At 69.0% G+C, this 13,450-nt stretch carries 15 protein-coding genes, 2 tRNA genes and 1 other RNA gene; 10 read left to right on the top strand and 8 right to left on the bottom strand.

Going from position 1 to position 13,450, the window contains the following annotated elements; translation table 11 throughout:
• Positions 1 to 4 precede the first annotated feature (4 nt).
• Together rnhA and dnaQ are read left to right on the top strand one after the other, a co-directional pair.
• Entirely contained in the window at positions 5 to 463 is a 459-nt protein-coding gene (rnhA, locus tag B5D37_RS04780) for a ribonuclease HI (RefSeq protein ID WP_078757581.1), read from the top strand.
• Positions 464 to 493: 30 nt separating this feature from the next.
• Complete coding sequence (gene dnaQ / locus B5D37_RS04775) at positions 494 to 1,228, top strand: DNA polymerase III subunit epsilon (protein ID WP_078757580.1); 735 nt, start codon at positions 494 to 496, stop codon at positions 1,226 to 1,228.
• A 7-nt stretch (positions 1,229 to 1,235) separates the two neighbouring features.
• Here the strand turns inward: dnaQ and B5D37_RS04770 are convergent, their stop codons facing one another.
• Positions 1,236 to 1,940 (bottom strand): PP2C family protein-serine/threonine phosphatase, encoded by a 705-nt coding sequence (locus tag B5D37_RS04770; protein ID WP_078757579.1) that lies wholly within the window; start codon positions 1,938 to 1,940, stop codon positions 1,236 to 1,238.
• A gap of 128 nt (positions 1,941 to 2,068) precedes the next feature.
• Positions 2,069 to 2,159, bottom strand: a tRNA-Ser gene (locus B5D37_RS04765).
• Positions 2,160 to 2,291: 132 nt separating this feature from the next.
• On the opposite strand from B5D37_RS04765, the gene B5D37_RS04760 reads away from it, so the two are divergent.
• The gene (locus B5D37_RS04760; RefSeq protein ID WP_078757578.1) at positions 2,292 to 2,699 is read left to right on the top strand and encodes a DUF6165 family protein; all 408 of its coding nucleotides are present in this window, start codon (positions 2,292 to 2,294) and stop codon (positions 2,697 to 2,699) included.
• 21 nt (positions 2,700 to 2,720) lie between these two features.
• Here B5D37_RS04760 and B5D37_RS04755 read toward each other — a convergent pair whose 3' ends face one another.
• Complete coding sequence (locus B5D37_RS04755) at positions 2,721 to 3,776, bottom strand: glycosyltransferase family 9 protein (protein WP_234987723.1); 1,056 nt, start codon at positions 3,774 to 3,776, stop codon at positions 2,721 to 2,723.
• Positions 3,777 to 3,798: 22 nt separating this feature from the next.
• Between B5D37_RS04755 and B5D37_RS04750 the strand changes: the two genes are divergently transcribed.
• From B5D37_RS04750 to moaA, 3 genes are read left to right on the top strand one after another with little or no spacing between them, the layout of a single operon-like run.
• Positions 3,799 to 4,548 carry a 3-deoxy-D-manno-octulosonic acid kinase gene (locus tag B5D37_RS04750; protein WP_078757732.1) on the top strand — a complete coding sequence of 250 codons (750 nt, stop codon included), beginning with the start codon at positions 3,799 to 3,801 and terminating at the stop codon, positions 4,546 to 4,548.
• Position 4,549: 1 nt separating this feature from the next.
• Positions 4,550 to 5,305: an MBL fold metallo-hydrolase gene (locus B5D37_RS04745; RefSeq protein ID WP_078757576.1), complete on the top strand. Its 756-nt coding sequence runs from the start codon at positions 4,550 to 4,552 to the stop codon at positions 5,303 to 5,305.
• The gene (moaA, locus tag B5D37_RS04740; RefSeq protein WP_078757575.1) at positions 5,302 to 6,327 is read left to right on the top strand and encodes a GTP 3',8-cyclase MoaA; all 1,026 of its coding nucleotides are present in this window, start codon (positions 5,302 to 5,304) and stop codon (positions 6,325 to 6,327) included. Before B5D37_RS04745 ends, moaA begins: the two co-directional genes overlap by 4 nt.
• 33 nt (positions 6,328 to 6,360) lie before the next feature.
• Here moaA and ffs read toward each other — a convergent pair.
• Positions 6,361 to 6,457: signal recognition particle sRNA small type (gene ffs / locus B5D37_RS04735), an RNA gene on the bottom strand.
• A 42-nt stretch (positions 6,458 to 6,499) separates the two neighbouring features.
• Positions 6,500 to 6,592, bottom strand: a tRNA-Ser gene (locus tag B5D37_RS04730).
• 198 nt (positions 6,593 to 6,790) lie between these two features.
• Here B5D37_RS04730 and dnaX point away from each other — a divergent pair.
• The 4 genes from dnaX to B5D37_RS04710 all read left to right on the top strand — a co-directional run bounded on the left by dnaX (position 6,791) and on the right by B5D37_RS04710 (position 9,961).
• Entirely contained in the window at positions 6,791 to 8,548 is a 1,758-nt protein-coding gene (gene dnaX / locus B5D37_RS04725) for a DNA polymerase III subunit gamma/tau (RefSeq protein WP_078757574.1), read from the top strand.
• An 83-nt stretch (positions 8,549 to 8,631) separates the two neighbouring features.
• Entirely contained in the window at positions 8,632 to 8,952 is a 321-nt protein-coding gene (locus tag B5D37_RS04720) for a YbaB/EbfC family nucleoid-associated protein (RefSeq protein WP_078757573.1), read from the top strand.
• Between the two features lie 6 nt (positions 8,953 to 8,958).
• The gene (gene recR / locus B5D37_RS04715; RefSeq protein ID WP_078757572.1) at positions 8,959 to 9,555 is read left to right on the top strand and encodes a recombination mediator RecR; all 597 of its coding nucleotides are present in this window, start codon (positions 8,959 to 8,961) and stop codon (positions 9,553 to 9,555) included.
• A 40-nt stretch (positions 9,556 to 9,595) separates the two neighbouring features.
• Positions 9,596 to 9,961 carry a histidine triad nucleotide-binding protein gene (locus B5D37_RS04710; RefSeq protein WP_078757571.1) on the top strand — a complete coding sequence of 122 codons (366 nt, stop codon included), beginning with the start codon at positions 9,596 to 9,598 and terminating at the stop codon, positions 9,959 to 9,961.
• A 25-nt stretch (positions 9,962 to 9,986) separates the two neighbouring features.
• On the opposite strand, the gene B5D37_RS04705 is transcribed toward B5D37_RS04710, so the two are convergent.
• The 3 genes from B5D37_RS04705 to B5D37_RS04695 are packed head-to-tail and all read right to left on the bottom strand — an operon-like array spanning position 9,987 to position 13,443.
• Positions 9,987 to 10,472 (bottom strand): Slp family lipoprotein, encoded by a 486-nt coding sequence (locus B5D37_RS04705; protein ID WP_078757731.1) that lies wholly within the window; start codon positions 10,470 to 10,472, stop codon positions 9,987 to 9,989.
• Positions 10,473 to 10,508: 36 nt separating this feature from the next.
• Positions 10,509 to 12,476: a transglutaminase TgpA family protein gene (locus B5D37_RS04700; RefSeq protein ID WP_078757570.1), complete on the bottom strand. Its 1,968-nt coding sequence runs from the start codon at positions 12,474 to 12,476 to the stop codon at positions 10,509 to 10,511.
• Positions 12,469 to 13,443, bottom strand: coding sequence for a DUF58 domain-containing protein (locus tag B5D37_RS04695; protein WP_078757569.1), 975 nt, complete (start codon positions 13,441 to 13,443; stop codon positions 12,469 to 12,471). The genes B5D37_RS04700 and B5D37_RS04695 overlap by 8 nt, the downstream gene beginning before the upstream one ends.
• Positions 13,444 to 13,450: the final 7 nt, after the last annotated feature.

Raw genomic sequence — 13,450 nt, 5'->3', positions numbered from 1 at the left:
CCGGATGACTGAAGCTGGAAAGACGATAGAGATCCACACCGACGGCGCGTGCCTGGGCAATCCGGGGCCCGGGGGCTGGGCTGCGCTGCTGCGCTACAGGGACCGCGAGCGCGAGCTGGTCGGCGGCGAGCCGGACACCACCAACAATCGCATGGAACTGATGGCGGCCATCGCCGCGCTGGAGGCCTTGCGCGAGCCGTGCGCCGTCGTGCTGCATACCGACTCCCAGTACGTCAGGCAGGGCATCACCCTGTGGGTGCCGAACTGGTTGCGGCGTGGCTGGAAGACCGCCGGCGGCGGCCTGGTCAAGAACCGCGACCTGTGGGAGCGGCTGCATGCGGCCGCGCAGCGGCACGTGATCGACTGGCGGTGGGTCAAGGGCCACTCCGGCAATCCGGACAACGAACGCGTGGATGTGCTGGCGCGCGATGAGGCGATCAAGCTGCGCGCCGGGTCGCGGTAGGGCACGGCGAGGCTGGACTACACTGTGGCGATGCGACAGGTCATCCTCGATACCGAAACCACCGGCCTGAGTTGGGAACGCGGCAACCGGGTGGTCGAAATCGGCTGCGTCGAGTTCGTGGAGCGCCGTCCCACGGGCCGTACGTTCCACCGCTACCTCAACCCCGACTGCGAGTTCGAGCAGGGTGCTCAGGAAGTCACGGGATTGACGCGCGAGTTCCTTGCCGACAAGCCACGATTCGCAGAGGTCGTCGACGAGTTCCTCGAGTTCATCGATGGCGCCCAGCTGGTGATCCACAACGCGGCCTTCGACGTCGGGTTCCTGGACAACGAGCTGCGGCTGGCGGGTGCCGCGCACGGATGCCTGGCCGATCGTTGCGCCATCGAGGACTCGCTGCTGCTCGCGCGGCAGCGCTACCCCGGGCAGCGCAACTCCCTCGATGCGCTCTGTCGGCGCCTCGGGGTCGACAATGCGCACCGCCAGTTGCACGGGGCCCTGCTCGATGCCCAGTTGCTGGCCGAGGTGTACATTGGCCTGACGTCCGGACAGGAAGAGATCGGCTTCGGCAGCAACGACCCGGCGGTGGAAACGAAGATCGTGTTCCGCGTCGATCCCGATCGCCCGCGACCGCGGGTGGTGGTGGCCGCAGACGAACAGGCGGCCCATGAGGCACGGCTTGAGACACTGCGCAAGCGCGCCGGTCGTGCGGTATGGGACCTGGCGTTCGAGCCGGCGAACGGGGACAGGGAGCCGGTGCCGGCCTGAACCGCCGTCAGTGGCTGCGGACCAGGACGACGGTGATGTTGTCCGAGCCGCCGCCGTCGAGCGCAGCCGCCACCAGCGTGTCGACGCACTCCTGGGCACTGCAGTCGCCCCTGGCGAGTACGCGCGCGATCTCCCGGTCCCCGACCTCCTCCGTGAGTCCGTCGCTGCACAACAGCAGTTGCATGCCGGGACGCAGTTCCCCGGTCATCGTTTCGACGTTGAGGTTGCGCGGGTCGGTCACGCCCAATGCCTGGGTCACCACGTTGCGGTGCGGGTGGTTGCGGGCCTGCTCATGGGTGATCGCACCGTTGGCGATCAGCTCCTGGACGTAACTGTGGTCCTGCGACAGCTGTGCGAGCTGGCCGTCGCGCCACAGGTAGACGCGGCTGTCGCCCACCCACGCGACCTCGAACCTGCTGCCATGGACCTTCGCGGCCACCACCGTGGTGCCCATCGGCAGCGCGTCATGGCGGCGGCGCGAGGTGCGGATGATCTCTTCGTCCGCGACCCGGATGGCCTGGATGAGCGGCGTACCGTCGCGGATCTCCCGCACGATGGTGTCGCGCGCCAGCGCACTGGCCACTTCGCCGTACTCGTGCCCACCCATGCCGTCGGCCACCAGCCACAGTCCCAGTTCACTGTCCCCGTAATAGCTGTCTTCGTTCAGCTCGCGGCGCAGGCCGACGTGCGTCAGGTGTCCGAATTCGATCATGTGTCGAGCATGCCTGATGCGGAGTGGTCTGCGTTCCGGGGAATAACGCAATAATCGTGGCGTGCCGGCCTCGGCACAAGGCGCGCGGGCAGCAAAAAGGGCTGCCGGGGCAGCCCTCCTGCGTCATCTGGCGGAGAGGGGGGGATTCGAACCCCCGGTACGCTATTAACGTACGCCTGATTTCGAATCAGGTACATTCAACCGCTCTGCCACCTCTCCGGATCCCGACGGCCCGGAAGCTGCCGTGGGGGCGCCATGATACGGTCCGCCGCGCGCGCGGACAAGCGCCATGACACCACCACCGGCGACGGTACACTGCCCGCTCCCCGACAGCCTGCGCGAGATTCCTCCATGTCCGAGATCCTTGTTCCCGTGTCCTTTGGCGAGCTCCTGGACAAGATCGCGATCCTGCAGATCAAGTCCGAGCGCATCGAAGACGCCGCCAAGCTTGAGAACGTGCGCAAGGAGCTCTCGGCGCTCGAGAAGACCTGGATGGGACACCCGGCGGCAGTGGGTGATGTCGTTCGCCTGCGTGCCGAGCTCAAACAGGTCAACGAGCGTCTCTGGGAGATCGAGGACGCCATCCGGGTGAAGGAAAAGGCCCGCGAATTCGACGACGAGTTCGTCCGCCTGGCCCGCAGCGTCTACTTCGAGAACGACGAGCGCGCCCGCCTCAAGCGCGAGATCAACCTGGCCCTGGGTTCCTCGTACGTCGAGGAGAAGTCCTACCAGGACTACCGGAGCGGCGACGCCCCCTGAACCCCACCGGGCCCCGCACGCTCAGGCATCGATGTCGGCACGGTAGCGCTCGAATGCGTCGACGGCGTCGTCGACGCTGACCAGGTCCATCACGCCCTCGCGCTCGATCTTGGTGCCCCAGCGAAGTACCGCCGCCGGTTTGCCGAGGTACTTGCGGGCAGCATCGTCATAGCGGTCGACGCAGTAGCGGCGGTCGGAGTAGGGGCCGCTCCGGGCGGGGTTGCTCGCCGCGTGCAGCCCCAGCACCTTGGTACCCATGGCATTGGCAATGTGCATCGGGCCGGAATCCGGGGTGACCAGCAGGTCGGCGCGTTCCAGCAGGGCCGGCAATTGCTTGAGGGTGTCCTTGCCGACCAGATTGATCGCCGGCCCGTCCATGGCCGCGATGATCGCGTCGGCGGTCTGCCGTTCCAGCTCGCTGCGTCCGCCGCACAGCACCACCCGCCACCCGCGTCCCACGGCATGGTCGGCCAGTGCGGCGTAGCGTTCCGCCCGCCAGTTGCGCAGTACGTGGCTTGAGCAGGGCGAGATCATCAGCGTCGGCGTTCCATCCTCCGGCCACTGGTCACGGGCCCATTGGCGTGCGTCGTCCGGGACCGGCAGGTCCCATCGCACCTGCGTCTGCCTCAGCCCCAGCGGCTCGCAGAAACTGCCGATTGCATCCAGCACATGGATGCCCGGCCGGTCCGGGATGCGGCGGTTGATGAACAGTCCGTGCCCGTCCCTGGAGCGTGCACGGTCGTAGCCCACCCGAACCTTCGCGGGCACGAAGGCCGAGAGCAGGTTCGCGCGCGCGGCGACCTGCATCTGCAACAGGACGTCGAACCCCCTTGGCGAGCGCTCGCGGATGCTTCGCCGCAGTGCCTTCATGCCAGCCCAACCCGATTTCTTGTCGTACTCCAGGAACTCCACTCCGGGCAGTCCCTGCAGGAGCCGATGCTCCCCCTTGCCGATCACCCATGAAAACCGGGTGCCGGGCCAGGCCGCCTGCAACGTATGTACGAGTGGCACCACGTGGGTGACGTCGCCCAGCGCGGACAGGCGGAGGAGGCAGATGGAAGAGGGTGCGGGCGGGATGGTAATTGCTAGACTCCGGGGGATGACGGGGTATGACGCTACCGAAGGATTGACGCCTTTCCGCGAGGATGGCGGCATCGGCGCGATTCTGTTCGACCTCGAGGTGGTGCGGCAAGCACAGGCCGAATGGTTTTCGCCGGCGTTCTGGGGCGACAGCGCGCGACCGGTCGAGAGTGGCGGACGAGGCGGTGCCTGGTTCGTCGATGCGCCATTCGGCCAGTCGGTGCTGCGATGCTACCTGCGTGGCGGCCTGGTTGCCCATGTGAACCGCGACCGCTATCTGTGGCGCGGCGCGGCCCGTACCCGCAGTTTCGCCGAGTTCCGTCTGACCCGTGCGGCGGCAGAGAAGGGCGTGCCGGTTCCGCGGCCGATCGCAGCGTGCTACCTGCGGCAAGGCATGCACTATCGCGCCGCGATCCTCGTCGAGCGGCTTCCCGACGTGCGTACGCTGGCCGATCGTGCCGCGGTCGCCGGGGACTGTGCGCCATGGGAGGAGGCAGGGCGACTGATTGCCCGGGCGCACCGGGCGGGCCTCGACCACGCCGACCTCAACGCCCACAACCTGCTGTTCGATCGCACCGGCCAGGGCTGGCTGATCGACCTGGATCGCAGCCGCATGCAGATCCCGGCAACGCGCTGGCGAGAGGGCAACCTGGCGCGCCTGAAACGCTCGTTGATGAAGCTGCGCGGCCAGCGGTCGACCGACGCCGTGGAGCGCGACTTCGCCCGCCTCCGCGAGGCCTACGACCGCATCTGGGCGAGGGGGTACTGACATGGGCTGGCAGTTGCGTCCCCAGGGCGTGGGCAACGCGTCGGCCGTGGAGCTGGGCTCGGCCATGGCGACGATCGAACTCGACAGCCGCCCCTGGTTGACCATCGATTGCGGCGGGGAAGGCCTGACCGCCTACATGGCGCAGTATGGCGAGGCGCCGCGCTCGCTCTTCATTACCCATACCCACCTCGACCACGTCGCCGGGTTCGAGCGCCTGTTTGTCGACAGCTACTTCGATGAGCGGTGGCGCGGCAAGGTGCGTCTGTACGTGCCCGCCGGCCTCGTCCCGTTGCTGCACCAGCGCGTGGGCGACTACCCCAATCCGCTGGCCGAAGGGGGGGCGAACTTCTGGGATGCTTTCCAGGTCATCCCGGTTGGCGATGCCTTCTGGCATGAGGGTGTGCGTTTGGAGGTGTTCGCGACGCGGCACCACTGGCCCGGCACGTCATTCGGCCTGCGGTTGCACGGCAGTGTGGTGTGGACCGGCGACACCCGGCCCATTCCCGAGGTGCTCACGCGCTTCGCCGATGCCGGCGAGCTGGTGGCCCACGATTGCGCCCTGCATGGGAACCCGTCCCATAGCGGCATCGAGGATCTCGAGCGCGAGTATCCCCCGGAGCTGTTGAGCCGCTGCGTGTTCTATCACTATGCCAATGCGGAGGAGGGCCGGGAGCTCGAAGCCCGTGGCCACCGCGTGGCCCGTGCAGGGGAGGCCATCGCACTGGCGGAAAGCACGGCGGCCCGGGCGGGGCAGTGAGCGCGGCGGCGCCGTGGCCGGCTCCGCGCGACCTGCGCGGTCGTCCGCTGCGCGACCTGCGGCTGTCGGTCATCGACGCCTGCAATTTCCGCTGTCCCTACTGCATGCCTGCCGACAGGTTCGGCGACGGGCATGGCACGCGATCGGCCGACCGCCTGACCTTCGACGAGATCGAGGTGCTGGTCCGGGCGTCCGTGCGTCTGGGGGTGCGCAAGCTGCGCCTCACCGGCGGCGAACCCCTTTTGCGGAAGCGGTTGCCGGTGCTGGTCTCCAGGCTGAGGTGCATCGAGGGGCTGGAAGACATCGCATTGACCACCAACGGCGCGCTGCTGGCGCCCCTGGCGGCGCCCCTGAAGCGCGCCGGACTTTCGCGGGTGACGGTGAGCCTTGATGCGCTGGACGCCGATCGCTTCCGCCTGCTTTCCGGCGGTCGCGGTCACGTCCGGGATGTGGTGGCGGGCATTGCCGCGGCGGGTGCGGCAGGGTTCCCGCCGATCAAGATCAACTGCGTGATCCAGCGCGGCGTCAACGAAGACCAGGTGGACGGCCTGATCGAATACGCCCGGCGGGGAGGCCACGTGTTGCGCTTCATCGAGTACATGGATGTTGGCAGTTGCAACGGATGGCGGCCGGGCATGGTGGTGCCGGCGGAGGAGCTGCGCCAACGTATCGAACGCCGCTGGCCGCTTCGCCTGTTGCCACCGAACCACCCGGGCGAGGTGGCCCGGCGCTACGGGTTCGTGGATGGCACGGGGGAAACCGGTTTCATCAGCTCCGTCAGCGCCCCGTTCTGCGGCGATTGCCTTCGGGCGCGCGTATCTGCCCGGGGCGAGTTCTACGGCTGCCTGTTCGCCGCGGAGGGTGTCCCGCTGCGGCCCTGGCTCGAGCGTGGGGAAGAGGTGGTGGCCGATCGGCTGGCCGAACTCTGGCGCCGCCGCGACGACCACTACAGCGAACTGCGCGCGACCGCAGGGCAGGCGCGGCCAGGCCGGAAAGTCGAGATGTTCCTGGTCGGCGGCTGAAACGGGCCGCCGGCGCGCCCCAAAAAGGCGGTAGCCCCGCCAACTTGCCTCGGCGCCCGCGTCAGCCAATACCGTTGCTGCCTTCCGGCCCTGGCGGAGTTTTCGGCCTAGCGTCGCGAGGGGCCGACGGGGCCACCATGGACTGTTGCTGGCGTTGCTGCTGACGTGGAACTGGCGGAGAGAGGGGGATTCGAACCCCCGAAGCGCGGTTTAGACGCTTACACACTTTCCAGGCGTGCTCCTTCAACCACTCGGACACCTCTCCGCACCTGAACCACGCAGGCCCCGCTCGCGGCATCCGGCCGCCAGCAGGGCCGCAAAGTCTAGCGTTGGCGGGGCCGGCGGACAAGGGGAAAGATGCCCGCGCAGTGAACGCCGGGGGCCGTGGCACAATGGCCGGACCCGTCGCGGCGGTGCGCCCGCCCGCCCGCCGCCGATTCCCGTCGCAGAACCGAAGGCCTCGATGTCCTACCTTGTCCTCGCCCGAAAATGGCGCCCCAGGCGCTTCGCCGAACTGGTCGGGCAGGAGCACGTGGTGCGGGCCCTCACCAACGCACTCGACAGCGGCCGGGTGCACCACGCGTTCCTGTTCAGCGGCACCCGCGGCGTCGGCAAGACCACCATCGCCCGCATCTTCGCCAAGTCGCTGAACTGCGAACAGGGCACTTCGGCCGACCCTTGCGGCGAGTGCAACTCCTGCAAGGACATCGATGCCGGCCGCTTCATCGACCTGCTTGAAATCGATGCCGCTTCCAACACCGGTGTCGACGATGTCCGCGACCTGATCGACAACGCCCAGTACATGCCCTCCCGGGGGCGGGTGAAGGTCTACCTCATCGACGAGGTGCACATGCTGTCGAAGGCGGCGTTCAACGCGCTGCTCAAGACGCTGGAGGAGCCGCCCGGGCACGTTAAGTTCCTGCTCGCCACCACCGATCCGGAGAAGCTGCCGGTGACGGTGCTCTCGCGCTGCCTCCAGTTCAACCTCAAGCGCCTGGACGAGCAGCAGATCGGCGGGCAGATCGAAAGGATCCTCGAGGCCGAGGCGATCGAAGTCGAGCCCGGCGCCGTCCGTGAGCTCAGCAAGGCCGCCGACGGCAGCCTGCGTGACGGACTTTCGCTGCTCGACCAGGCCATCGCCTATACCGGCGGCCAGCTGACCGAAAGCGCGGTGGCCGGGATGCTCGGAAGCGTGGACCGCTCCCGGGTGGGTGCGCTGCTGGATGCCCTGGCTGGCGGCGACGGCGAGCGCCTGCTCTCCGAAGTCGGGACGCTGGCCGAGTTCTCGCCCGACTGGGGCAGCGTGCTGGATGCGCTGGCCGAAGCGCTGCACCGGGTACAGGTCCGGCAGCTGGTGCCGGCGGCAGCGGTCGACGGTGACGGTATTGACACTATAGGCCTCGCCGGCCAGGTGCCTGCGGAGCTGGTGCAGCTCTGGTACCAGATGGCGCTGCACGGCCGCCGCGACCTGCCATTGGCGCCGAGCCCGCGTTCGGGATTCGAGATGACCGTGCTGCGGATGCTGGCCTTCCGGCCCGCAGGTGAAGATGTTGCCCGACCGGCACCGTCGGCGGGCTCCCGTGGCGCCGGGCAGGGAAGCATCAAGGCGACGGCGCCAGCAGCAGCGGAAGCACCTTCAAGCGAGGCCGCTTCCCGGCCAGCGATGGAGTCACGGGAGGAGGCGCCGGCTCCCGAAGCCACTGCGGGGCCGGAGCCAGAGCCAAAGCGAGTGCAGCAGGTGCAGGCAGCCGAGCCGGTTGCGTCGTCGCCGCCCGTTCCGTCGTCCACTCCCGCGCCCGTGCCGATATCCAAGGGCGGTACCGGCTTGATCGCCGATGCGGACGACTGGCACTCATGGGTCACCAGCAGTGGCCTCAAGGGCCCGGTACGGGTACTTGCCGAACACTGCGGCTTCGTGGCCTGCAGCGGCGGCGAACTCGTGCTGGCGCTTTCGCCGGAGGACGAGCTCCTGCGGAAACCTGCGCTGGTGGAGCAGATCGCGAAGGCCCTGGAAGGGGTGTTTGGCGGCGCCCCCCGGTTGCGGTTCGAAGAGGCCGACGGCGCGGGCGATTCGGTCCGCGAGCGGAACCAGCGTGCACGCGACGAGCGCCAGGCCAAGGCCGAGCAGGTATTCATGAACGATCCCCAGGTCCAGCACCTGATCCAGCAGCATGGTGCGAAACTGGTGCCCGATTCGATCCGGCCACTCGACGACCATTGACCCCTTGAGGTCGGCACCGGCCGCCTTCATCAATGCCTTACCGCCTGCCCAGTGCGGGCTCCCACCCAACACGAGCAAACGACATGCGCGGAAACATCGCCCAACTCATGCAGCAAGCGCAGAAGATGCAGGAAAACATGCAGCGCGCGCAGGAAGAACTGGCCGGCATCGAAGTCACCGGCAACGCCGGCGGCGGCATGGTGAGCGTGACGCTGACCGGCCGGATGGAGTGCCGCAAGGTCCGCATCGATCCCAGCGTGATCTCCGACCCCGAGATGGCCGAGGACCTGGTCGCCGCGGCGATCAACGACGCCGTGAACAAGGTCAACGAGGCATCGCAGGAGAAGATGGGCAGCGCCACCGCCGGCATGCAGTTGCCGCCGGGCATGAAACTGCCGTTCTGATCCGGCGTGAGCTCGCCACTGCTTGAGCAACTGATCGAAGCCCTGCGAGTGCTGCCGGGCGTGGGGCGGAAGTCCGCCCAGCGCATGGCCTACCACCTGCTCGAACGGGAGCGGACCGGAGGGCAGCGACTCGCCGACGCACTTGCCGCGGCGGTCGACAGGATCGGCCACTGCGCCCGCTGCCGCGACTTCAGCGAGGACGAGATCTGTCCGACCTGCGCCAGCGCCAGCCGCGACGTGCAGCAGCTGTGCGTGGTCGAGTCACCCGCCGATCGCCTCGCGATCGAAGACGCGACCGGTTATCGCGGGCTGTACTACGTGCTGCAGGGCCGCCTGAGCCCGCTCGATGGCATCGGCCCGGCCGAGCTGGGCCTGGACCGGCTGGCCGCGCGCCTGGCGGAAGGCGAGGTCGCCGAAGTGATCATCGCCACCAACCCGACCGTGGAAGGCGAGGCGACGGCGCACTACATCGGGCAGCTGGCGCGCCAGCACGGCATCAGGCCGAGCCGGCTGGCCCATGGCGTACCCCTCGGAGGGGAGCTGGAGTACGTCGACCGCGGCACGCTGTCGCATGCCTTCGGCACCCGCAGCGAGATGGGCTGAGCAGGGCCCGACAACCGAATCCCCACGACCGGAGCATGCGATGAGCGACAACGCCACCGACGACACCATCTTCGGGAAGATCATCCGCCGCGAGATCCCCGCCGACATCGTCTACGAGGATGACGACCTGATCGCGTTCCGGGACATTTCGCCGCAGGCGCCGGTGCACGTGCTGTTCGTACCGAAGACGCCGATCGCCACGCTGGATGCGCTCTCTCCAGACCAGGCGTCGCTGGTGGGGCGGCTGGTCCATGCCGCCGCCGCGTATGCACGCCGCGAGGGGCTGGCGGAGGACGGCTACCGGGTGGTCATGAACTGCAACGGACACGGCGGGCAGACCGTGTTCCAGATCCACCTGCACCTGCTCGCAGGTGCCCAGCTGGGGCGCTTCGGCACCCCGGCCTGATCCTGCGGGACGGGTCGGACCCCGCTTACCACCACCCCCACCAAGGCCACGGCGCCGGACGCGTCACCACGTCGACGCGTTCGCGGACGGGCCACAGGTAGACCACGTCTGCAGCTACCCGCGGCAGGCGGTAATCGTATTCGCCGATCCTGCGGTTCTCGTAACCATCGATGCGCCCGGTGAACGTGACCTCGCGGTTGGTCTCGAACAGTGCGGGGTCGTAGAAGCCGGTGCGGCAGGCGATGAAACGGCCACCGATGTCGTCACTCGCCCAGTACGGCCGGCCGGTGACCGACAGCCGGGTGGAGATCATTTCGAAACAGGTGCGATCGGGCAGCGGCTCGACGTCGACGATCCGGCCGCCCCACCGGACCATCAGGCCGGTGCGGTCGGTGTCGGCCGCCTCGCGCGGCGTCATCGGCGCGAACTCGCCCTGTAACGGTTTGGGCTGGCTTGCGCAGGCGGCCAGCAGGGCCGTGGCCAGGGCGATCGTTGCGGTGCGGACCTTCATCATCGGATTCTCCTGTGGAGGGATGCCCGTCGGCCATCAATCCGGGCGGTGTGCCCGTAGCGCGCGAACCAGCTCCTTCGATTCACGCGACCGCGCGGCGCCCGGCTGATCGCTAGCGTACCGCCAATCGCTGAAACGTCGGCTGAGCTGGCGCAGTACATCGGCCTTGCCGGGCCGGGCGAGGCTGACCCGTTCAGCCCACGCCAGTGCGGGCTCGTCGGGTTCCCGACCCAGCCCCAGCTTCCGATAGCGCCGGTCGAGCGCGTGCCAGGCGCGCAGGACGGGGTCGGGTTGTCGCTCACCGCGACGGCTGAGCCACACCATCCACAGCAGCCCCAGCAGCGCTGCCATGGCGAATAGCATTCCCAGCCGCATCCCGTCCAGGCGCCCGACGCCAAGCGGACGCAGCAGGCGTGCCTGCCGTTCGGCATCGAATCCCAGGACCATGTCGTTCCAGCCGCTGCGGAGGAGGTCGGCCAGGTCGAGGACCCCCCCGCCTTCGCCGAACATGTCGCCGAGCAGTCCGCCACCGGGAAGCCGGTCGTCGAGCGTGTCGAGGATGCGTTCGGGTGCGACCGCCGAGGTCGGGTCCATCCGGACCCACCCGCGGTCCGCTAGCCAGATTTCCGCCCAGGCATGGGCATCCATGCGGCGCACCAGCCAGTAGTCCCCCAATGGGTTGCGATAGCCGCCCACGTAACCGGTGACCACGCGCGCCGGGATGCCGGCGGCCCGCATCAGTACGACATAGGACGAGCTGAAGTGTTCGCAGAAGCCGGCCTGCTCGTCGAACAGGAACTCGTCCACCGAGTGGCGGCCTGGCAGCGGCGTGGTGAGCGTGTAGGAGAACTCCTCGCGGATCCAGTCCATCGCCCGTTGCGCGATGGCGGCATCGTCGCCCCCCATTTCGGCGCGCCACTGGCGGGCGAGCGCGTGGGTGCGCGGATTGAATCCTTCCGGCAATAAAAGCGCGGCGCGGCGCAGCGCGGGCCGCAGTTCGGGGTCGTAGACTGCCGGCGGTGACGAGCGCATCCGCCATCGGGTCAGCGCCGTCAGCGGGCGCGGGGTGAACAACTGGTGGTCGTGGGCCAGGTGGGCACCGTCCGGCGCCGCAACCGGCAGGTCGAGGGCCACCAGCTGGTGGCGGTCGGTCGGCTCGATCTCGACCTCGTACTCCCACGCCTCGTCCTCATGCACGACCGGTGCCGGCGGCAGGTTGGCCAGCCAGCGCGATTGCGACCAGGTGCGACCGTCGAAATGCCAAAGCACCGGCCCGCGCCAGTACATCTGCGACTTCAGCGGGGGGCGGCCGGCAAACCGGACCCGCAGTGCCGGCGCGTCGTCCGCCATCAGGTCGATCCACTGCCCGGGGCTCATCTCGTCCGACAAACCCGGCCGCGCCAGCGCGCGCTCCGGCACCCCCCACAGGGGCGAGCCGAGGCGAGGGAACAACCAGAATGCGGCCAGCGCCAGCGGGAGCCCGATGGCGAGCAGCCGCGCCACGCCCAGCATCCGCGCGGCGGGTATCCCTTCGTCCGCCTCACCCGACTCCAGGTCCGCGAGCTGCAGCAGGGCGCCCAGCGCCAAGGCCGCGCCCGCCAGGCCCAGCACGAGCGACAGCGGACCCTGGTCGAGCAGGAATGCGCCGAACGGTGCGAACAGGGCGAACCCGATCAGGCTGCGGGCGTCCCTGAGGCTGAAGGTTTCCGCCGGCTTCACCGCCAGCATCGCAGCCAGCACTGCTGCTCCGGTGTCCCGGCCGAAGTTGAGGCCGGACATGCCGACCACGGCGCCAAGTACCGCCAGGGCGACCAGCACCCGCAGGACGACGTGCAATGGCCGCCGCCAGGACAGCGCCGCGACCACGACCGCCGCCACACCGATGAGCGTGCCCAGCGCACCGGGCAATTGCAGCAGCAAGGGGAGCAGGCACGCCGCCCCGGCTGCCAGGGTCCAGGCGCGGCTGCCACGGTCCAGCATTTGCGGTGGCAGGGAGTCAGCCATGCGGCATCAGAGCGAGTGCACGAAGGCAGGCGTGGCGGTGGACGGGCCCGTGGTCGGGGCCAAGCGAGGGCTGGTTCGGTAGCGCCAGCCGGTAGCGCCGGCCGTCGCGTTCGGCTTCGTCCACCCATCGCGCAAGTCGAGAGATGCGGTTCTCGACCGGTGCCTGGCCGGTGGCGTGCCAGTCGAGCACCACGTCCGCACCCAACGGCTCTTCGTACTCTCGCACCAGCAAGGTGTCCCGGCGTGCCGAGGGCTTCCAGGCAATCGCACGGCGCGAGTCGCCGCGCCGGTAGCTTCGCAGGTGGTGGACATCGTCGCCGCTCGGGTGCAGACGGCTCTGGACACGATCGCCCGAGCCCAGGGGCAGCGGAGGGCCGTCGGATTCCGGCCGCGGATACACCAGCAGCGGCGCCTGTGGCCACACATAGGCCCATGCCCGCGCCAGGCCGAGAGGGCGGATGCTCCAGACGCGCAGGCGGGGCAGGTCCAGCCAGCCGCGCTGGGAGGTGGGGATCCGCAGGTCCGCCTCGCCGTTGCCCTGCAGCAGCCGGAGGATGGCGTGGTCGGTGGAGGTGCCGGCCGCGCCCGGTTCCAGCTGTACCTGCAGACCCCGGCGGGCCCGGCCGTCCTGCGCCTTGGCATGGATGCGCAGTACCAGGTCGTCGCCGGCGGGAACCGGTTCGGCTTCCAGCGCGACGATCGACAGGCCGGTGAGCTGGAGCTGGGTGGCCACCAGGCTTGCCAGCCCCGCGCCGGCCAGCAGCAGGCCCAGCAGGAGGGCCGGATTGTTGTTGTAGTTCAGTGCTCCCAGCAGCATCGCCAGGAGCAGGACCGCGTAGAACAGGCCGAAGCGCGTCGGCAACACATAGACCCGGCGCCGGTCGAACCGGGCCGGGAGCGCTTCGGGTTCGCGTGGCCGCGCCAGCGCGAGCCCCCACGCATGCAACCGCTGCGGGATCGCATGCAACACCGTG

The organism is Lysobacter spongiicola DSM 21749 (assembly GCF_900167055.1).
In the GTDB taxonomy this organism is placed as follows: Bacteria; Pseudomonadota; Gammaproteobacteria; order Xanthomonadales; family Xanthomonadaceae; genus Novilysobacter; species Novilysobacter spongiicola.
This window is presented reverse-complemented; position numbering and strand designations above follow the sequence as displayed.

Coding starts and splice junctions, on each gene's coding strand:
- rnhA (WP_078757581.1), top strand. CDS start 5: ATGACTGAAGCTGGAAAGACGATAGAGATCCACACCGACGGCGCGTGC.
- dnaQ (WP_078757580.1), top strand. CDS start 494: ATGCGACAGGTCATCCTCGATACCGAAACCACCGGCCTGAGTTGGGAA.
- B5D37_RS04770 (WP_078757579.1), bottom strand. CDS start 1,940: ATGATCGAATTCGGACACCTGACGCACGTCGGCCTGCGCCGCGAGCTG.
- B5D37_RS04760 (WP_078757578.1), top strand. CDS start 2,292: ATGTCCGAGATCCTTGTTCCCGTGTCCTTTGGCGAGCTCCTGGACAAG.
- B5D37_RS04750 (WP_078757732.1), top strand. CDS start 3,799: ATGACGGGGTATGACGCTACCGAAGGATTGACGCCTTTCCGCGAGGAT.
- B5D37_RS04745 (WP_078757576.1), top strand. CDS start 4,550: ATGGGCTGGCAGTTGCGTCCCCAGGGCGTGGGCAACGCGTCGGCCGTG.
- dnaX (WP_078757574.1), top strand. CDS start 6,791: ATGTCCTACCTTGTCCTCGCCCGAAAATGGCGCCCCAGGCGCTTCGCC.
- B5D37_RS04720 (WP_078757573.1), top strand. CDS start 8,632: ATGCGCGGAAACATCGCCCAACTCATGCAGCAAGCGCAGAAGATGCAG.
- B5D37_RS04710 (WP_078757571.1), top strand. CDS start 9,596: ATGAGCGACAACGCCACCGACGACACCATCTTCGGGAAGATCATCCGC.
- B5D37_RS04705 (WP_078757731.1), bottom strand. CDS start 10,472: ATGAAGGTCCGCACCGCAACGATCGCCCTGGCCACGGCCCTGCTGGCC.
- B5D37_RS04700 (WP_078757570.1), bottom strand. CDS start 12,476: ATGGCTGACTCCCTGCCACCGCAAATGCTGGACCGTGGCAGCCGCGCC.